Below are 20,561 nucleotides of genomic sequence, written 5' to 3' on the forward strand. Positions count from 1 at the left end.
GATGCCAATAAAAACCCGCGCGATAAATCCCGCCGCTACGAAACCAATCTCTCCAGCAATCCACTTCTGCGCTGCGTGCGCAGTTGTACCGCACGGCGGAATACCCCTTCATCGCTGAACAACGTCAATTGATGGCGTGCACGGGTAATGGCGGTATAAATCAGTTCACGGGTCAGCACCGGCAGAAACTGCGCCGGCATGACCAGCGCGGTATGATCAAACTCCGATCCCTGGGATTTATGCACCGTCATCACCCAAGCCGTATCATGCGTCGGTAAGCGGCTGGGCTGAACGGCTTTGATGGTGCCATCCGGTAACGGGAAGAAGACTTTCAGCAGTCCCTCTTCGTCCAGTAAGGTAATGCCAATGTCGCCATTGAACAGCCCCAATGCGCTGTCGTTGCGCGTCACCATCACCGGTCGCCCCTGATACCAGCGACTGCCCCCAGTCGGACGACGCAGCAATTGCAACTGAATCAGTTTCTGTTCAATACGCTGATTAAGCCCCTGAACACCAAAAGGCCCTTCACGTAACGCACACAACAGCTGATAACGGCCAAAAGCATGAATAGTCGTGGCGGGGTCGGCTCGTTCGGCAACCAGGTTCAGGTAGGGTCGATATCCCTCTGCGACCTGTGTCAGCATCGTCTGATACGCCTCAGTATCGCTCAACGGCTGGCGAGAGATATCGCTGAAGCCCGCACCAAACACCCGTTCGACCGCAACCACATCACCCTGATTAACGGCGGCTGCTAACTGACCGATACCGGATTGTGCGTCGAAGCGGTAACTTTTGCGTAGCAGGCAAATGGCATCACGTACCTGTGGAGCCTGGGGATCTTCCCTGCCCGTCAGATGACATCCGGTCAGTTGACTCAGCAGTGCTGCACGTACCGGACTATAACCCGCCTCCGCACAGCGACAGATATCCCCCAACACCGCCCCGGCCTCTACCGATGCAAGCTGATCGCGATCGCCGAGGAAGATGACGCGAGCCTGTGGCGGCAACGCGGCAATCAGATTCGCCATCATGCCAAGGTCAACCATTGAGGCCTCATCCACGACCAGCACGTCCAGATGCAGAGGATTACCGGCATGATAGCGCAGGCGTTGTGTCTCCGGCTGCGCCCCCAATAAACGATGTAACGTGGTGGCTTCTGCCGGGAAGCAGAGGCGTTCTTCCTCGCTGACGTCAAGTTGCCGTAACGCCTTACCGAGCGATTCCGTCAGGCGTGCCGCCGCTTTGCCGGTCGGTGCGGCCAGTTGAATGCGCAGTGGGTCCTTACTCAGCCGGATTAACGCCGCCAACAATTTTGCCACCGTGGTGGTTTTCCCGGTGCCTGGCCCACCAGAAATCACCGCGGTTTTCTGCGTTAACGCCACCGCAGCGGCAATTTTCTGCCAGTCTTCTGCCTGGGTACCAAACAACACATCCAGCACCGAGCGCACCACTTCTGGCGCGAATTGCTGTGGTGCAGCATCCACACGGAAAAAGCGTGCGACCTGACCTTCGTTCTGCCATAAGCGATGCAGGTAGAGCCGCTGTTGCGTCAGTACCATCGGGGTAGCCTGTGAGCCATCACTCAGCGCGGGCCAATCGTGAAACGCCGCTTGCCAGTCTTGCGGGGCACCCGCAGCCTGCCACATCGCCTGGGCCAGCTCAGGATGTCGGCCATTAAATAATTGCTCCGCCGTCAATTGTGTCAAAGGCAGGCAAACGTGCCCCTCACCGGCCTCCGCGCTCAGACAGGCCGCCGCCAGCAAACGTGCCGGTTGAGTGTCATCTGCCAACAGGCAGGCAAACTGGATATCGAGCGGGCGCAACAAACGCAACGCCATCGCCTGAGTCAGCAGCGCAGTCATGCTACTCATGATGTCGCTCCTTCGCCGCGAAACAGGTTATCCAGTTGGGTAATGAATGCGTGGGAGGGGCGGGTATGGAACACCCCATTGGCAGGCGAGCTGCCATCCATGCCGCGCAAAAACAGATAGAATACGCCACCGAAATGCTGTTCATAGTCGTAATCCACCAGGCGATGCTCCAGATAACGGTGTAGTGCCAGGCTGTAGAGTTGGTACTGCAAATCGTAACGGTGGTCGATCATCGCCTGGGCCATCGCCTGCGGCGTGTAAGCGTCATGACTGTCACCCAACCAGTTAGATTTGTAATCCAGCAAATAATATTTCCCCTGCCAGCGAAACACTAAATCGATAAAGCCTTTCAGCATGCCCTGCACCTGACGAAAATCGAGAGCTGGCGCCTGGCGGGATAATTCGTCATGGCTTTTGACCAACTTATCCATTTTTTCGGCCAGCAACATGCCCTCAATCGGCAGATAAAACGCCATCTCTACCAGGCGATCTTTTGTCTGCACTCCTGCCAGCTGAATACCCTGCTCATCAAGCGGTGTACTGACGACCCTGGCAATCCATGCGCTCAACATCGGCTGCCAGTGCAGCGGATAACCATTCTGTTGCAGATGCTGCTCCAGCACCGCATCCGTTGGCGGTTGAGTGAAATCCAGCGACTCAAACAATTCATGCAGAAAGGTGCCGGGGGCGGCACCACGCGGGAAATGGTGGGGCGTCAACGCTGATGGTTGAGGTTCACCCGACTCATCGCCAGATGCTTCCACATCAAACCCAGGCATGACCTCCAGCAAACGACTGCTGCCATGCTGCTGCAAGCCTGAATAGCTGGTAACGCGCCAAGGTTCGGCCAGCACACGCGTGACCTCCCGTGCGCTTAATGTCTCTTCACTGACGGTCTGCGCTTGCCAGCGCGTGGCATCGGACTCCCCGGCCAGCACCACTTCGGTACCGTCAGCGTTCATCTCCGCCAGCAACGCCGCCAACTGCTCCGCTGTTGCCGCCTCACCGCGTTGCAGTAGATAACCCAACGCGCTTTTATGCAGATCGCTGGCTCCCTCTTTCTTTCGCGTGCCACGGAACAGGGGGGCCACGCCAACGCTACAGTGATACACCGAACGCGTCAGCGCCACATATAACAGGCGCAAATCCTCCGCCAGACGCTCCTGTTCTGCCAGCTCAAGGCTGGCCTCATCATTTTGCAGATCAAGCACCGCCCCGAAGTTTTCCCGGTCGTGATACAACGCGCTATCGGCCTCGCGATAACCGGCGGCAAATGGCAGCCAAACAAGGGGATACTGCAACCCTTTCGATTTGTGGATGGTGACGATCTGCACCAGATGGCGATCGCTTTCCAGACGCAATTGCTGACTGGCCGCCTGACTGTCCGGGCGGGCAATCTGCTGCGCCAGATGACGCACCAGGGCATGAGGACTGTCAAGCTGGCTGGCCGCCTCCTGCAACAGCTCGCCAAGATGCAGCAAGTCAGTCAGACGACGCTCACCGTTTTCGGAAGCCAGCAGGTTTTCCGCCAGTTGACGCTCCAGCATCATCTCCCGCAGCATGGGCAATACACCACGTTGCTGCCACACCAACTGCCAGCGGGCAAAAGTATCCACCAGTTGATCCCATCCGCGCGCATCCTGGTCAAGCGCATCCAGTTGCGCCGCATCAAAGGCAAACAATGAGGTTGCCAGGGCGGTACGCAGCATACGCTCCTGTTCCGGTGCCAAAACCGCCTGTAGCAGCCACAGCAGTTCACGCGCTTCCGGCGTGGTATACACGCTATCGCGGTTCGACAGGTATACCGACGGGATCGCCAGCTGATTCAATGCCTCACGAATAAGATTGGCTTCGTTGCGGCTACGGACCAGCACGGTGATGTCGGATGCCTGCACCGGTCGCAAAGCCGGGGCTTTTCCTAACAACGCACGTTGCTGCTGACCAGCCTGCAACCAGCGGCTGATATCCGCCGCACACTGCTGCGCCATCAACTGTTGATAATCCCCCACGCTGCATCCTTCGCCGGGTTGTAACCAAAAACGCAATGCCGCCTGGGGTTGTTGGTCAAGACTCAGGGTCAACGTCTGGTTCGGTACGGCAAAGTTCACTGGCAGAAAAGGAATATCGGCAAACAGAAACGGGGCTTTGAGCCTGGAGAATAGCTGGTTGACGCTTGTCACCATTGATGGTGAGGAGCGCCAGTTGGTATCGAGCGTATAGTGAGCGCTCACATCATTACGGGCGCGGATATAGGTAAAAATATCAGCCCCACGGAAGGCATAAATTGCCTGCTTGGGATCGCCGATCAACAGCAAAGCATGCTCTGGTTGATTAACATACAGCGTGCTGAAAATACGGTATTGCAGCGGATCGGTATCCTGAAATTCATCAATCAGCGCCACCGGGAAACGCTGGCGGATGGCCTGTGCCAACTGTGCCCCGCCGGGTTGTTGCAGCGCTTCATCCAGACGACTCAACAGGTCATCAAAGCCAAGCAGCGCACGCAGACGTTTCTCTTTACGCACCGCCTCACGAACTTCGCTCAGCGCCCGGGCAATCACCAAATCACGCAGAGAAATCGGCTGCGCCAGGAACTGGTCAATCGCGACAAACAATGCGTGACGCGGGGCCTCCCCTTTTTTGGTTTTCTCGTCCAGCACCTGCTGACCAAAACGGGCCAGTTCCGGGGGCACCTGATAGTCCAGCGTCTCGCTGTGCACCCAGAGCGACACTTTGTTAACCCATACCGGCAGATTTTTACTGCTGTAGCTGCGCTTATCGACCCCGGAATCGCTAATCAGGCTAACAATGTCTTCGCCCACCGCAGCCCAGCGCGCTTTAATATCTGCAATACGTGCCAGATTCTGCGCATGTCGCGTAGCCAAAGTTTCATCAGCCGCCGGGGGAGATTGCAGGGTAGGCGTTTCTCCCTGTAACCAGGGACGCAGGGTTGCCAGCAACTGCTCCGGGCCACTCCACTCCGCCACGATGGCTCGCGCCACGTCCAGCGTCAGCGGATAACAGTGACGTCGCCAGAAATCGGCAGAGGCCTGCTTCAGCAGCTGTTGTTCATCTTCAATCAACTGCTGCTCAAACAACATGCCGGATTCAAAGGCATTAAGGTTGAGCATACGCTGACAGAAGCCGTGGATAGTAAAGATTGCCGCTTCGTCCATCTGCCGTTCCGCTGCCAGCAGCAGGGACGCTGCATCCGCTGGTTGCGGCATCTCCGTCAGCAGTTGAGCCAACATCGGGTTGTGGCTGTGACCACGAATACAAGCCAGCCGCAGTTCGTGGATATTTGCGCGAATGCGCCCACGCAATTCTGCGGTCGCGGCTTCCGTGAAAGTCACCACCAGAATCTCTTCCACCGAGAGTGGGCGGGTATAGGCTCGTTCGCCTCCCAACCCTAACAACAACCGCAGGTAAAGCAGACCGATAGTGAAGGTTTTCCCCGTTCCTGCGGATGCCTCAATTAACCGCTCGCCACGCAACGGCAGCGTTAACGGATTGAGCGATTCTGGCTGCAAACTCATTGGGCGTCACTCTTAACCGGCAGCGACTGTTGCAACTGCGAAAGCTCCTGCCAGGTGGTCCAGCCCGGCAACTGAGCATAATCGTCTTTCACCGTGCCATCGTGGCTGCCGCCGATTTGCGAAATCATTGCCATGCCTTGCTGAGCCAGCACCGCCTGATGGAAGAAATCCGCCAGTCCGACGGGGGTCAGTTGTTGAATCTGAGCAATCACTTTTTCACGCGTATCAAAGGCAAAATTCTGCCGGTTGAAATCACGATTGTAGCGATTTGCTTCCTCATCGAGCGTTTGCGGGCGTTGTTGCAGATCGTTGATCATCGCCTGTTGATACTGGGCAAACTCTTCCGGTTTCATGCTGCGCAAACGCTGCTCCGCCTGTGGATAGAAAGCCTGGAAACGTTGCAGCAGGAAAGCGGGTTGTTTGCTGTTGCTTTGCAACAGGAAGCCGATACCCCACTGGCGGCCTACCGGCATCTGGAAAGCAAACACCGCATAACCCAATTGCTCTACGGTGCGCAGTTGGTTGTAGAACCAGGGCTGCACGATTTGGCTCAGCATTGAGCTGTTTGCCATGCTTTGATATTCGCTGTAACCCAGCGGGACATAGAGCGCTGCCAGTGCCGAATCGGTGCTGCTGCCCGCTTTTTGCAGATTGGCTTTAATCGGTTTCTCAATCGACACATAGTCGCTATGCCAGTAACGATGGCCATCGCTTTGCAACTGCTGTTTCAGGTCCTCCCCCAACTGTTTAACCCGGTCAGCAGGGAGATTCCCGACCACGATCATTTCTGGCGTGGCGTGGTGGATCAGTGCATCACGGTAGTCCGTTACCTGCTTCAGGGTGATCTCTTTCACCAGCTTACGGCGCACCTCGCGTTGGGTATAAGGCAACTGCGACAGCATCTGCATTGGCTGAATCGCCAGCTCAAAGGCTTTGCCTTTGTCGGCGGATTCCAGCTGATCAAGGTACCAGGATTTCGCCTGTTCCAGTTGCTGCTCAGTCGGCGTGAAAGTGGCATAGCCTTCCACCAGCTTTTTCAGCAACTCAGGCAAACGCTGAGTGAAGCCACTGGCGTTGAACTCTAGCCCATCGTTTTCTCCGGTGGAGAAACTGATACCGCCAACCGAGGCCTGAGAGTTCAGCTGATCCAGCGCGAGGCTGGAGAGATAGTCATTGAGGCCAAACAACACTTGTTGCTGAGCATCACTGATCGCCGCTTTGTTACGCAGCGCCAGGGTGATGGCAGCTTTAGGTTCACTGGCGTAGAACTGGCTTGGCATCCAGAAAATACGCATGCTGTCGCCCGTAGTCAGCGCCACCGGATGGGTATAGGTTTTGCCATCAGACGGCATAATCGAGAAATCTGACGGGATATAAGGGTTAAGCGTCGGCATTGACAGTTGGATGGCAGCCGCGCGCTGTTGCCAGTCACTGAACTGGGCATCGCTGATTTTATCCACCTGATAGGGCGCATTCACAAAGTAGGCTTCTTTGTTGTGCGGCTCCTGCGGGCTGATATACCAGATGCGCGCATTCTGCGGTGTCATCTCCGCCAGACGCGCTTTGATGGCGGCAGGATCATAATCATCCGCCAGGTATGGGGCATCCAACGCGTGCTCAATTGGCACGCGCAGCATGGTATCAACCAGCCATTCGATGTAATCCATATCGCGGGTGATGGAGGGATAACGGAAATCCAGCGCCAGCACATGGGAAACTTCATCGAAATAGGCTTTGTCGATGCCTTTATTCCGCAGCATATCGAGGTAACTGAAGATCGCCGCGACCACTTCATCACGCTGCGCCAGACCTTTATCAGTCAGGGACACGGTAATGGCAAACACGCCGCTGGTGCGTTCGGTCATCGGATCGGCTCCGGCGTTAACACCGTCCGCCAGCCCCTGGCGCTGTAGCCAGTCATTCAGGGTGTTTTTGCTGCGATTACCGAGTAAATAGCTGATCAATGTATCCGTTTTGCTACGGAAACGGTCACTATTGTTGGCAATGCGGAACTCAATTTTCAGCTGTTTGCGCGGCTGAGCAGGCACATAATGAATAATGATGCCTTTCTGTGCATCAGTCACCACCGGCACACTGATATCCGGCACTTTAGCCTGATGATTGGTCACGCGGCCAAACGTTTTCGCGGCGATATCCGCCATTTCCGGCAACGGTTTGTTACTGTAAATCACCGCTTTCATCAGGTTAGCCGAGTAGTGGCTGTGATAGAAATCGAGCAATGCCTGATGCAGTTTGCTATCAGGTTTATCCTTAAGCGTATCGAGGTTGCCGCCCGAAAAACGCGCACCGGGATGTGCCGGGTTGAGAGTTTCCGCGCCCACCTGCGCCATGCGCAAACCATCGCGCGATCGCGCCATCGTCAATTCCGCATTAACCGCATGACGCTCACGATCGGCATTGACCGGATCCAGCAACGGCTCAGCAATAGCATCGGCCAGACGATCCACCGCCGGTTGCAGTGCATCATTTTCCACTTCCAGATAGAACGCCGTGCGATAAGACGCGGTGCTGGCATTGTGGCTGCCGCCATGTTTTTTCAGGAATTCTGCGAGGTTATCCGGCTGCGGATACAGCTTCGACCCCATCAGCACCATATGTTCCAGATAGTGCGCCAGCCCCAGCTGTTGATTGGGATCATCGAGGGATCCTATCGGTAAGGTCAGTGCTGCCAGCGACTTCGGTGCGGCGGGATCGGAGACTAACAATACGGTCATACCGTTTGTCAGCGTAATGGCCTGGTAGGCGCGTGGATCATGATCGCTCTTACGAATGGTTTCATTGACTGGCTGCCAGCCACGTTGCTCATCAGCCACAGCAACCAATGCCGTGACGCTCAGCAGCAGCGCCGCTATCCAGCGTGCGTAAATCCGCATTTAAACCCCTTACGTTACCCTTTACCGCTGGCTGTGCACCCGGCGGTCAAAAAATGACTTTTTTATTGTGGTGGGGACGACATCCTGTCACACCGTCACCCGATTGCTATTCATCATCCTGATGCGCCAGACGTACTGGCAAATACCAGCGTCGTGCCGCCTCAGTGATTGCCTGTAATGCCGTGTCATCAAGCACACGGCTCAGACGCTGGAGGTAAGGATCACTGCCCTCACCTTCCAGTTGGAAACCACCCTGCCAGGCCTGTAACAGCCGACTGCGCGCTTTTTTCTGCGTCGCCTCGTCATCCAGTAACTGGCGGGTTTTGGCATCAAAACTCGCTTCCAGCCAGGCTCCGCCGGATTTATTCAACAGCATCAGTGGCTGTGCTAATCCTGCCTGATACCCGGCCACATACTCCTGCAACAAACTCAGCGCCTGGTCACAAGGAAGTGCGTTAAAACGCCAGTGGCTCTGTTTACGCCCATACATCCGGCTTTCGCCACTGCCTCCCAGCGCGCAATACACCAGATGCTCCAGCCACAACAGTAAGCCATCATTCATATTGAGTACGCCGGGACGCCAGCGCAGCAGTCCATCAGCTTGCACCTGCGTAAGCCAGCCGGTCAACTGCACATCACCAAGCCGTAGATTCACTTCCCAGCTTTCCGATATCTGACGTTGTCCACTGACCTCAGCGGCCACTTCCTGCATCTCTTCGGTCTGGCTTTGCCAGAAAAGTTCCCCAAAAGCGCCATAAGGCAGGTTACCCGCCGCGCGATGACGGGCATATAACTGTGCAGGATCCTCTCCGGCAACCAGGGTATTCAGCAACTGCGCGTTGATCTGATAACGTTCGAGGCTGTCAGGGGCGAAAGGTTCGCTGTCAGGCAACTCACTCTCCTCCATCCAGAAAGCCACCCCCAGCCGTTGCTGAAACCAGGCACGTACCGGATGACGCCAGAAACGCAAAAGTTGCTCCAGCGACAATGTGGTGAGTGGCAGCGCATCCAATGGCTGGACAAAATCAGGCTGCGCCTCACCCTGCCCTGCAGCGGCAGGTAACCACTCAGCGGCAAAACTTTGCCCATTACGCCCCGGCAAATAGTTTTCAGGGGCAAATGGCATACGGCTGTGCAGCGTCTGCAAATGTTCGCGCACGCGCTGCTCGCTGACATCCGGTTCACAGGCTTCATCCCCCGGCAGACAGAAGCTCTGACCGAGATAGTCAACCAACTCCGTGACCAATACCGAGGGATAGCGCTCGGTATTATCCTGAATGGCACGGCCGATGTAGCTGATATACAGCTGCTGCTGCGCGGAAATTAACGCTTCAAGGAACAGATAGCGGTCATCATCACGGCGGCTACGATCGCCTTTGCGCATCTGCTGTTGCATCAGATCAAAGCCAAGCGGTGCCAGAGTGCGGGGGTAAACACCATCGTTCATCCCTAACAAACACACCACCTTAAACGGGATCGAACGCATCGGCATCAGCGTACAGAAATTAACCGGGCCTGCAAGGAAACGTTGACTGATGCGTTGCTGATCGAGCCGTGAACGTAACTCATCGCGCAGTAACGTCACAGGAATCGCCTGTTGATAAGAGGCCTGCATGCCCTGCTCAATGATCTGTTTCCACTGGGTTTCCACCAGCATTAGCGCCACTTCGCTTTCACTATCACCGCTGAAGAAACTCTCGATCATTTCACGGCATAGCGGCAACCAGTCATTAAGGGTACGCTCCTGCGCCAGTCGCGTACGCCAGTCATCGAGTTTTGCCAGCAACTCCGCCAGATGCCCCGCCAGTTCGGCAATTAATCCGGTGGATTCGTCATAAGGCAGGATGCCTTGCCAGTCGCCGTTGCGACTTTCCAGCGCATAGCCCAGTAGCATACGCTGCAAACCAAAACGCCAGGTGTGCTGCCCGGTGACCGGGAGTGCCAGTGCTTCCACGCTGGCATCATCCAGCCCCCAACGAATCCCGGATTCCATCACCCAACGGCGCAGCAGGCGTAATCCGCTTTCATCCACCGAGAAGCGCTGCGCCAGTGCCGGAACCTCCAACAGCGCCAGCACTTCTTCCGAAGCGAAGCGACTCTCCGGCAGTGCGAGTAAACTCAGCAACGCCAGGATCGCCGGATGTGCCTGGCTGGCACGGCGGTCAGAGATGGCGAACGGCAAATAACGCGATGATGGTGCGCTGGCGAACACCGCCTGGATAAAGGGAGCGTAGCTGTCGATATCTGCCACCATCACGATGATATCGCGCGGCTTCAGGTTTGGATCGGCTTCCATCAGCGCCAATAAATGGTCCTGCAAAATTTCCACTTCACGCTGGGCGCTATGGCACACCTGAATGGTCAGCGAATGATCCTGCGGATCCAGCAAACGCTTCCCCTGGCTGTTTGCCAGTTCCCCGGCGTTGACACCAATTACCGCATTATCTTCCAGGTCAAGTAAATCCGCCTGCAACGCATGCAGCAAAGTATCTGTGGGGATGTCGACAAAAGCATCAATATCGTTTGTAGCCGCGTCCATCTGACTGAGCAGGAAAAGATTATCGCGCCCTAACTTGCCCCACGATGCGAGCAGCGGATTCGTTAATTGTTGTTCACCCGCGTCATTAAACAGCGACGAGGCCAACGCAGGATCGCGAAACAGCGATTGCTGTTCATTGGAATGAAGTCGGCGGCGCTGACGGCTCTGGAGCTTAGCCAGAAATGCGTAATCCTGAATGTCCCCCCAGTAATGACGACAGGGATTGGTGAACAGCAGATGAATATCGATGTGGCGCCCCAACGCCTCCAGCGCCTGCAAATAAACCGGCGGCAGTGCCGAAATCCCGCAAATAAATACGCGCTGCGGCAAGCCTGGCGGCGGGCTGTCTGCCTGCTCCAGTGTCCGGATAAAGCGCGCATATAAATTGGCACGGTGCCAGAGCGGCTGACCAAGGCTTTCGGTGAAGCTGACCAGGTCGCGCCATAATGCTGCCTGCCACTGTTGCGAATCACCCAACCCTTCAATCAGCTCGCCGCGCTCCCAGCTATTGAGCCAGTCCGATCGGTAGACCAGATACTGGTCAAACAGGTCTGCAACGCGAGCACTGAGCTGATACAGCTTACGCTTATCATCGTCGTCGTTCAGGTAGTGACGCAGCGGCAGAAATGCTTCCTGCTCCAACAGGGCGGGCAGGCGATGCATCAGTTTCCAGCTCATGCTGGCTTTCGTGAAGGCGCTTTCCTGCGGAATATCTGGCAGCACCTGCACAAACATGTTCCAGATAAAGCTGGCGGGGAGCGGAAAATCAATGTTGGCCGCAATACCAAAGCTGCTCGCCAGTTCCATTTGTAGCCATTGCGCCATACCGGGGCTTTGTACCAGAACCTGTTCAGCCGCCAGCGGGTCTGTAAGGGGTTCTGATTTAATCAACGTGACCGCCAGATCTTTTAACAGGTCAAGCTGATTGGAGTGGTAAACCCGGAACATGAAGACTCCTGATAAATTAAAAACGACGCAGCCCGGTCACTCTACCCTGTATCGTTGGGGATGCCTACCGCAAGGACATAATCAGGGAGATGTGCAATCCAACCTTGCCAGTGACGCAGTGCGCTGCTGTGGACCACGGACGGTTGCGCGTTCCAGTACACAGCCTCCCGGCTGAAGTTGCTGCTGACGCTGAATCTGCCAGCCGGGTACATCGTGTCCAAGCAACGCCTGCCCCGCCACCCGCCATGCCTGACGTTGTTGCCATTGTTGGCTAAAGCTCAACGTTAATGCCCGATGATAATGCAGCAACGCGCTGATGCTCATCGCCAGCAACAGCATCGCGACCAGCGTTTCCGCCAGACTAAATCCCTGTTGCTGCCTGGCATAATGCGGCGTCGGCCAGCGGGCAGTAGTCAATCCAGCCCTGCGCCCGTGGTTTGAGCTGATTCCCCTGAATTGACACCCAATGCCACAGTGCCAGCTCCCGTTCCGTTCCATGTCCCTGCAATAAACCATTGTCACCCTCCATCCGTAGCAGACAACTGCGCCACTTTTCGGCTGCCCAATCCTGACATTGCCAGCCCTGGCTGTGCGGCCAGTGTTGCACTGTCCCCCATTGCAATGCGCCCGCTGCCTGCCAGAAATCCTGATGATAGTGTTGTTCATCCGCAACCAGCACCATGTCCTGTGCCAGCCGGGTACGTGTAGCCTGTAAGGTCAGGCCCCCCATTAGCAACACCATCAGCACCATTCCCAGCGTACTGTTTCCAGCCTGATTCACAGGTTCTCCCCCGTTACCCAGCTCTCCTGCGTAAGTGATTGTTCAGCCACCTTGCCCGTCAGCTGCACCATCAGGCGCCTTGCCTCCCGCTCAACTCTGAACTGTTCCACCGCAAGAAACTCAGGGTCGGTCAAACGCTCCCAGCCATTGCCATTGCAGTCATCCACGCCACGCTGCATTTCAAGCTGACCACTGCGTAATCGGTAACCATAAAAATCACTGTCGCTATGGCCAACGCCTTCCCAGCGGCCATTGCTGTTTTCATCCCAGCGCAACAAGACACAACTGCCGTTTTCCCGGATGGTCAGTGGCGGGCCACTGCATTCCCCATTGCAATAACCCGCTCGCCGCAACGCTTTTTGTAGCGTTTGCGTGATTTGCTGTAGTTCCTGTTGCAGTTGTACACGCTGTAGTAAACGCAGGTTTTCTGCCAGCAACAGCGGTAAAAAACGCCCGGCACTTACCATCAACACCGCCCCCACCGCCATTGCCATCAACATTTCCAACAAGCTAAAACCGGCCTGGTTTATTCGCATCCCTTCTCTCCCGGCTGGCAGGCGCGAATACGTGCTCGCGCTGAAATGATCACCCGCCAGCGGCCGGCGCTGCTTTCAACATCAATACTGCCAGCCCGTGCTACATCGCGGCGGCCATAGAATCCTGGCTCACCGATGATGCTGACCAGCTTCACACCGGCATGTGGTGGGACAAATATCCAACGAGATGTTGACTGACAACCGTCCAACGGACGCGGACCGCTGCCGATACAGCCCGGATTCCCTGGTTGCAGCCACAGGCTGGCCTCGGCATTTTGCCAACTGGCCCAGGCACGCAGCCGTAATAAAAAGCCCTGGAGTTGCAGCACGCTTTCCCGAAGTTGTTGCTGTTGTTGCCAGCGTTGCCATCCCTGCATCGCGCCCAGACTCAGCACGCCCGCAATCACCATCACCACCAACAGTTCCGGCAAGGTAAAGCCGTTTTCATCGTTTCTGTTCATGGTCGTCAGAATGCGTGCCTGGCGTGTTTCGCTCAAGGCGAGAAAATGTACTCTGGAAAAGAGTACGCAGGAAATACCAGGTGAATACAGTGGGTTACAGAATTTTGCGAGGGCGATCTGAAAAGGTACGCGCGGCGCGATAAATAGCGCCGCGACGGGACACACTACGCGGTATTAGATCGCGACCGGCGCTTTGATGGCCGGATGGGGATCGTAACCTTCAATCTCGAAATCTTCGAACTGATAGTCAAAGATAGAGGCAGGTTTACGTTTGATGATCAGCTTCGGCAGAGGGCGCGGTTCACGGGTCAGTTGCAGGCGCGCCTGCTCCAGATGGTTGCTGTACAAATGGGTATCGCCACCGGTCCAGACAAAATCACCCACTTCCAGGTCACACTGCTGCGCCACCATATGCACCAGCAACGCGTAGCTGGCGATGTTGAATGGCAGACCAAGGAAGATATCGCACGAACGCTGATAAAGCTGGCAAGAGAGCTTGCCGTTCGCTACGTAGAACTGGAAAAATGCGTGGCAAGGTGCCAGCGCCATCTGGTCCAGTTCACCTACGTTCCATGCCGAAACAATGATTCGGCGCGAATCCGGGTCACGTTTCAACTGCTCAATCACCCGGCTAATCTGGTCGATTTGTTCGCCATTGGCGCTGCCCCAGCTGCGCCACTGCTTACCATACACCGGACCAAGATCGCCGTTCTCATCCGCCCACTCATCCCAGATGGTGACCTTGTTATCCTTCAGATAACCAATGTTGGTATCACCTTGCAGAAACCAGAGCAGCTCATGAATGATCGAGCGCAGATGACACTTCTTGGTGGTGACCAGCGGGAAACCATCCTGCAAATTGAAACGCATCTGGTGGCCAAAAATGGAAAGCGTGCCGGTACCGGTACGGTCGGCCTTTTCTGCGCCTTCATTCAGCACATGTTGCATCAAATCCAGATACTGTTTCATTTTACCTCGCGGGGTTGTTGCTGCGGGCGACGACGATACGCCCAAACCATCATAATCACACCGGCCAGAATCATCGGAGTAGAGAGAATCTGCCCCATGCTGATACCACCGTCGAACAGACCCAACTGGGCATCCGGCTGGCGGAAGAATTCAACGATAATACGGAACGCACCGTAACCAATCAGGAACAGGCCGGAGACGCTACCCATCGGGCGCGGCTTGCGAATAAACAGATTGAGGATGATAAACAGCACCACACCTTCCAGCATCAATTCATACAGCTGCGACGGATGACGCGGCAACACGCCGTAGGTGTTCAGCAATGACTGATACTGCGGGTTAGTGGCAGCCAATGCCACATCCTCGCTGCGCGAACCGGGGAACAGCATGGCGAATTTAAAATCAGGTGCCACACGGCCCCACAGCTCACCGTTGATAAAGTTACCGAGACGGCCCGCACCCAGACCAAACGGGATCAGCGGCGCAATAAAATCAGAAACCTGGAAGAAGGTACGTTTGGTACGACGGGCAAACACCAGCATCACCACGATCACACCAATCAAGCCACCGTGGAATGACATGCCGCCATCCCAGACTTTAAACAGATAGAGCGGATTCTCAAGGAACAGCGGCAGGTTATAGAACAGCACATAACCAATTCGCCCGCCGAGGAAAACGCCAAGGAAACCGGCGTACAGCAGGTTCTCCACTTCCTCTTTCTTCCAGCCGCTACCAGGCTTGTTAGCGCGACGCACCGCCAGCCACATAGCGAACACAAAACCCACCAGATACATTAAACCGTACCAGTGGAGCGAAATCGGACCGACGGAGAAAATCACCGGGTCAAATTGGGGAAAAGCGATATAGCCGTTAGTCATCTTTCACCATGAAATTTTCTGCCCTGAAAACGGGTGTGGCCAAGGGCAATACAATCAAAGCTGCGCATCATAGCACAGCGGGTTTTCATACATATGCCGCAGAAATGTAAACCTTAACGACCACCACGGATCAATCCGCCCAGACCGCGCCGTTCCATAAACGCCGAAACCTGATGACGCACCTCCGACACCGTATTTGCCGCCACGCCCAGCTCGCTGAGCTTCTGTGCGTCCTCTTTATCGAGGTGGCGCAGCAGGTATTTGACGCGCGGAATGTTTTTTCCGTTCATGCTGAGGTGGTAATAACCCAGCCCCACCAGCAGCGCAACACACATCGGATCGCCGGCCATTTCACCACACAGACAGAGCTCAAGCTTGGCCTTGTGGGCTTCCTGAGCAATCAATTGCAACGCACGCAGCATCGCCGGATGCAGCGGATCGTAGAGGTTGGCGACACGGGTATTGTTACGATCCACCGCCAGCAGATACTGGGTAAGATCGTTAGTACCGACAGAGACAAAATCGATACGATCCGCCAGATGCGGGATCAGAAATAGCATCGACGGCACTTCGATCATCACACCAATGCGCGGCTTAGGAATCACGTAGCCCAGCATCTCTTCCACTTCCCGTCCGGCGCGGTCGATCAGGCGACGTGCTTCTTCGATCTCGTCGATATGGCTGATCATCGGCAACAGAATGCTGAGATTGCCAGACGCCGCATTGGCGCGCAGCATGGCGCGGACCTGCACCAGAAAAATTTCTGGCTGATCAAGTGTTAAACGGATACCACGCCAGCCCAGGCTGGGGTTCTCTTCGCTGATTGGCATATACGGCAGCTGCTTATCTGCGCCGATATCCAGGGTACGTAACGTCACCGGTTTGTTGTGGAACAGCTGCAACATGCCCTGATATTGCGCCACCTGCTCCTCTTCTGACGGGAAGCCGTTTTGCAACATAAAGGGAATTTCGGTGCGATACAGGCCAATCCCATCAACCCAACTGTCGAGCGCCTGTTCATGTTCCGGGCTAAGACCGGCGTTCAGCATGACCTGCACCCGTTCGCCGCTTTTCAGTTCGCCCGGCTGCTCCACCACATCTTCGGCCATTTTACTCAGCGCATTTTCTTCGCTGATTAGCCTTTGGTACTCCTGCACCAGCACCGGTTCAGGATCGATCAACAACTCGCCGCGATAACCGTCAACGATCAGTAAGCGTTTGTTGAGCTGGGCTGGCAGGATATCTGCCCCCATCACCGTCGGGATACCCATTGCTCGCGTCAGGATCGCCGCATGGGAGTTCGCAGCGCCGTCACGCACCACCACACCTGCCAGGCGTTCATGAGGCAACTCGGCCAGGGTGGTCGCGGTCAATTCATCGGCCACCAGAACAAAACGTTCTGGCCAGGCATTGGTGCCGACCAGGGTATCATCGAGGTGGAATAACAGGCGCTGACCCAATACCCGCAAATCCCCGGCGCGCTCGCGCAGATATTGATCCTGCAAGCTGGCAAATTGCGCGGCAAACTTCTCGATCACCGTTTTGACTGCCCATTCGGCCACCGATCCTCGTTCGATCTCGGCGAACAGATCTTTTTTCAGTCGGGCATCCGTCAGCAGGTGCGAATAGAGATCGAAGATCGCCGCACTCTCTTTCTGCACGCTGGCGGTAAAACGTTTACTGAAGCGACGAAATTCATTGGCGGCCTCGCTCATGGCGACCGCCAGACGATCGCGTTCGCGCTGCACATCCAGCGTAGAAGCGGCGGAAACCTGATCGAGCAACGGTTGGGTTTCATCCACCCAACCCGGCGCCACCGCCACACCGGGCGCTGCGGCAATGGCTTTTACCCGTGACTGGCGAAATTGGCCGAACAGCTGGCCAAGCTGCGACTGCGACAGCAAAGCCGCCATTTGCGTTGCCAGCGTAACCAGAAAGGATTCTTCGCTTTCGTCAAACTGACGATGTTCACGCTGCTGCACCACCAGCACACCCAGCAGCTGGCGGCGGCTGATAATAGGCACGCCGAGGAAGGAGCGGTAACGCTCCTCTTTCACTGAGGGGATGTATTTGAAGCTGGGATGGCTCTGCGCATCGGCGAGGTTAATCGGCTCGGCGAGACGACCAACCAACCCGACAATACCTTCGTCAAACGCCAGCGTGACCGTGCGGCCACGCGGTTTTTTCAGCCCGCGCGTCGCCATCAGGTAGTAGCAACGCCGATCGTGATCGGCAAGATAGACCGAGCAAACCTCGGTCTCCATCGCAAGGCAAATCTCGTTTACCAGCAGGTCGAGTGCTTCATTCAGACGCGGCGCACTCGCCACTTTTTCAACTATTTCGCGCAACTGAGTGAGCATAAAGGGCGTGGCCTATCCTCTTTTACGTCGATGGGCTGCGGCATTGCGCTGCTGCCCCGCACTCTCCTGCATAGACATCACCACGCCAGCGAATTCCTTCATTACGCGACGGTAGACATCACGTTTGAAGGAGACAACCTGACGCACCGGATACCAGAAGCTGACCCAGCGCCAGCCGTCGAACTCTGGCGTGCTGCTGTGTTGCACATTGATATCCGCGTCACTACACATCAACTGCAGAAGAAACCACTTTTGTTTCTGGCCGATACATACCGGCTTTGTGTCCCAACGCACCAAACGTTTTGGCAATTTGTAACGTAACCAGTTACGGGTTGAAGCAAGTATTCGAACATCTTTACGGTGCAAACCCACTTCTTCAAACAGTTCGCGATACATCGCCTGTTCTGCGGTTTCACCGGGATTGATGCCTCCCTGAGGAAATTGCCAGGAGTGCTGTCCAAAGCGCCTGGCCCATAACACTTGTCCCTGCCTGTTACAGATTACGATACCAACATTCGGGCGGTAGCCATCATCATCGATCACTGGACTACCTCAAAGCTAAATTTGAATAGTCTGATTGTTTCACACTCCTTACAGGCGGTAAACCACTGGATATCAGGGGAGATGACGGAACAATTACAGGATAACTCACAGAGTTTAGCCAAGTTATAAACAGCGATGGGGTTTTTCAGGCGATCTTATGCACCTTTTCTGTGGATAGCTTTGTGCAGAACACGGGAATTAAATGAATAACCGGTTAGGAAAAGTCTTATCAAGACAGGACCAGACAATATTAAAAATCTTTATAATCATAATGATAAAATAAAAAACACGAAATTCACATCCAGAAACCGAGGCTTTGTAAAACCGCCCCTTAGCGAACTGGTCAAAGATCGACCTCCGTCGTTTTTATCCACAGAGAATGACCTAAACCTGGTCAGAAATGGGAAAAAAAGCCAACAAATCACTAAAGTCAAGGCTGGAAATCGAAACAGGGGTACAGGAAAGTGGGGGTTATCCCATCTTTCTGTGGATAACTGGGTTTAAGATCCTGTTTATTGTCGATAACAAACCGGGATAACCTGCCACCGCTGCGGTAAAGGCTGGGTGAGGGTGAATAAAAAAGTATGCCGAATCATGCTATTATCTTCAGGCCCGGCGGTTATGAAATGTGGACAACCTTTCTGGCAGCCTGCTGTTTATCATTTAACCAACACGAGCAAAACCATGAGTTCCCCAGCTTTTCCTCCCGCAACGCCGCAAAACGAAGCGGAGTTACTGCAACGTGCACAACAACTGGCAGGCCAGACTTTCGCCGCGCTGGCGGCCCAGCTTAACCTGCCGATGCCCGCCAATCTGAAACGGGATAAGGGCTGGGTGGGGATGCTGCTGGAATTGCATCTCGGTGCCAGCGCGGGCAGTAAAGCGGAGCAGGATTTCGCCCATCTCGGCATCGAGTTGAAAACCATTCCGATCGATGCCCTGGGAAAACCGCTGGAGACCACCTTCGTATGTGTTGCACCGCTCACCGGGAACAGCGGCGTTACCTGGGAAACCAGCCATGTGCGCCATAAGCTGGCACGGGTGTTGTGGATCCCGGTTGAAGGCGATCGCACCTTGCCGCTGGCGGAACGTCGCGTCGGCTCACCGCTGCTATGGCAGCCAAATGCCGAAGAAGAGCAACAACTGCGCGAAGATTGGGAAGAGTTGATGGATATGATCGTGTTGGGCCAGGTGGAACGCATCACCGCTCGTCACGGTGCCTGGCTACAAATCCGCCCCAAAGCGGCAAACAGTAAAGCACTGACCGAAGCCATCGGTGCTCACGGCGAGCCTATCATGACGCTCCCGCGCGGCTTTTATCTGAAGAAAAGTTTTACCGGACCACTGCTGGCGCGCCATTTTTTGCTGCCGTAACCGGGGCGTCAACGATATCGTGTATAATCGCCGTTTAACTTTCGTTTAGGATTAAATCTACACATGTTTGACTGGATTGCAGATCCGAATGCCTGGCTGGCGTTGGGAACGTTAACCATACTGGAAGTGGTGCTGGGCATTGATAACATCATCTTCCTTTCTCTGGTGGTCGCTAAACTCCCCAAACATCAACAAAATCGCGCTCGCCGTCTGGGGCTGATGGGTGCCATGCTGATGCGTATCGGGTTGCTGGCCTCGATTGCCTGGGTGGCCCGCCTGACCAATCCCCTGTTTTCACTGATGGACCACGCCTTCTCGGCGCGTGATTTGATTCTGCTGTTCGGTGGCCTGTTTTTGCTGTGGAAATCGAGCATGGAGATTCATGAGACGATCGAAGGTGGAGAAGAGGAACATAAAACCAACGTCCATTCATTCTTCGGGGCCATCGTGCAGATTATGCTGCTGGACATTATTTTCAGCCTCGATTCTGTCATTACTGCTGTCGGTCTGTCGGACCATCTGATCATTATGATGATGGCGGTGGTGATTGCCGTGCTGATGATGATGTTTGCCGCGCGAACCATTGGCGAGTTTGTTGACCGACATCCATCGGTGAAAATGCTGGCGCTGGCGTTTCTGATTTTGGTGGGCTTTACCCTGATTCTGGAGAGTTTTGGCGTCCATGTACCAAAAGGTTACATTTATTTTGCCATGTTCTTCTCGATGGCGGTGGAGTGCCTCAACCTGATGCGCGGCAAGAAAGGCGCGGCCTGACAAAGTCAAGGGCGAGTTATTCTCGCCCACTGATTTTAAGAATCATGCGATTACCTCAAACGCCCAAAACATTTATTACTACACTTTTGCTGTTGAA

General features: G+C 55.2%; 14 protein-coding genes. 2 read left to right on the top strand and 12 right to left on the bottom strand.

The window, feature by feature from the left end; all coding sequences use genetic code 11:
• Nucleotides 1-35: 35 nt before the first annotated feature.
• The 12 genes from recD to rppH all read right to left on the bottom strand — a co-directional run bounded on the left by recD (nt 36) and on the right by rppH (nt 18,316).
• Complete coding sequence (gene recD, locus AC6I8T_RS16630) at nt 36-1,871, bottom strand: exodeoxyribonuclease V subunit alpha (protein WP_497834152.1); 1,836 nt, start codon at nt 1,869-1,871, stop codon at nt 36-38.
• Nucleotides 1,868-5,407, bottom strand: a complete 3,540-nt coding sequence (gene recB, locus AC6I8T_RS16635) for an exodeoxyribonuclease V subunit beta (RefSeq protein WP_497834153.1) — start codon at nt 5,405-5,407, stop codon at nt 1,868-1,870. Before recB ends, recD begins: the two co-directional genes overlap by 4 nt.
• On the bottom strand, nt 5,404-8,301 hold the full coding sequence (gene ptrA, locus AC6I8T_RS16640; protein ID WP_497834154.1) for a pitrilysin: 2,898 nt from the start codon (nt 8,299-8,301) through the stop codon (nt 5,404-5,406). Before ptrA ends, recB begins: the two co-directional genes overlap by 4 nt.
• Before the next feature lie 106 nt (nt 8,302-8,407).
• Nucleotides 8,408-11,788 carry an exodeoxyribonuclease V subunit gamma gene (recC, locus tag AC6I8T_RS16645; RefSeq protein ID WP_497834155.1) on the bottom strand — a complete coding sequence of 1,127 codons (3,381 nt, stop codon included), beginning with the start codon at nt 11,786-11,788 and terminating at the stop codon, nt 8,408-8,410.
• An 81-nt stretch (nt 11,789-11,869) separates the two neighbouring features.
• Nucleotides 11,870-12,205, bottom strand: a complete 336-nt coding sequence (locus AC6I8T_RS16650; RefSeq protein ID WP_244633977.1) for a prepilin-type N-terminal cleavage/methylation domain-containing protein — start codon at nt 12,203-12,205, stop codon at nt 11,870-11,872.
• Nucleotides 12,150-12,569, bottom strand: coding sequence for a DUF2509 family protein (locus AC6I8T_RS16655; RefSeq protein ID WP_244633976.1), 420 nt, complete (start codon nt 12,567-12,569; stop codon nt 12,150-12,152). The genes AC6I8T_RS16650 and AC6I8T_RS16655 overlap by 56 nt, the downstream gene beginning before the upstream one ends.
• Nucleotides 12,566-13,105 carry a prepilin peptidase-dependent protein gene (locus AC6I8T_RS16660; RefSeq protein WP_208723709.1) on the bottom strand — a complete coding sequence of 180 codons (540 nt, stop codon included), beginning with the start codon at nt 13,103-13,105 and terminating at the stop codon, nt 12,566-12,568. Before AC6I8T_RS16660 ends, AC6I8T_RS16655 begins: the two co-directional genes overlap by 4 nt.
• Complete coding sequence (locus AC6I8T_RS16665) at nt 13,096-13,566, bottom strand: prepilin-type N-terminal cleavage/methylation domain-containing protein (protein WP_497834156.1); 471 nt, start codon at nt 13,564-13,566, stop codon at nt 13,096-13,098. The genes AC6I8T_RS16660 and AC6I8T_RS16665 overlap by 10 nt, the downstream gene beginning before the upstream one ends.
• A 174-nt stretch (nt 13,567-13,740) precedes the next feature.
• Complete coding sequence (gene thyA / locus AC6I8T_RS16670; RefSeq protein ID WP_208723707.1) at nt 13,741-14,535, bottom strand: thymidylate synthase; 795 nt, start codon at nt 14,533-14,535, stop codon at nt 13,741-13,743.
• Nucleotides 14,532-15,413 (bottom strand): prolipoprotein diacylglyceryl transferase, encoded by an 882-nt coding sequence (lgt, locus tag AC6I8T_RS16675; protein WP_021184572.1) that lies wholly within the window; start codon nt 15,411-15,413, stop codon nt 14,532-14,534. Before lgt ends, thyA begins: the two co-directional genes overlap by 4 nt.
• 113 nt (nt 15,414-15,526) lie before the next feature.
• Entirely contained in the window at nt 15,527-17,773 is a 2,247-nt protein-coding gene (ptsP, locus tag AC6I8T_RS16680) for a phosphoenolpyruvate--protein phosphotransferase (protein WP_021184573.1), read from the bottom strand.
• A 12-nt stretch (nt 17,774-17,785) separates the two neighbouring features.
• Nucleotides 17,786-18,316 (bottom strand): RNA pyrophosphohydrolase, encoded by a 531-nt coding sequence (gene rppH / locus AC6I8T_RS16685; protein WP_021184574.1) that lies wholly within the window; start codon nt 18,314-18,316, stop codon nt 17,786-17,788.
• A gap of 684 nt (nt 18,317-19,000) precedes the next feature.
• On the opposite strand from rppH, the gene mutH reads away from it, so the two are divergent.
• Nucleotides 19,001-19,690 (top strand): DNA mismatch repair endonuclease MutH, encoded by a 690-nt coding sequence (mutH, locus tag AC6I8T_RS16690; protein ID WP_208723706.1) that lies wholly within the window; start codon nt 19,001-19,003, stop codon nt 19,688-19,690.
• A gap of 63 nt (nt 19,691-19,753) precedes the next feature.
• On the top strand, nt 19,754-20,464 hold the full coding sequence (locus tag AC6I8T_RS16695; RefSeq protein WP_021184577.1) for a TerC family protein: 711 nt from the start codon (nt 19,754-19,756) through the stop codon (nt 20,462-20,464).
• Nucleotides 20,465-20,561 lie beyond the last annotated feature (97 nt).

Source organism: Pantoea sp. X-Soil-OKNW-556 (assembly GCF_059730695.1).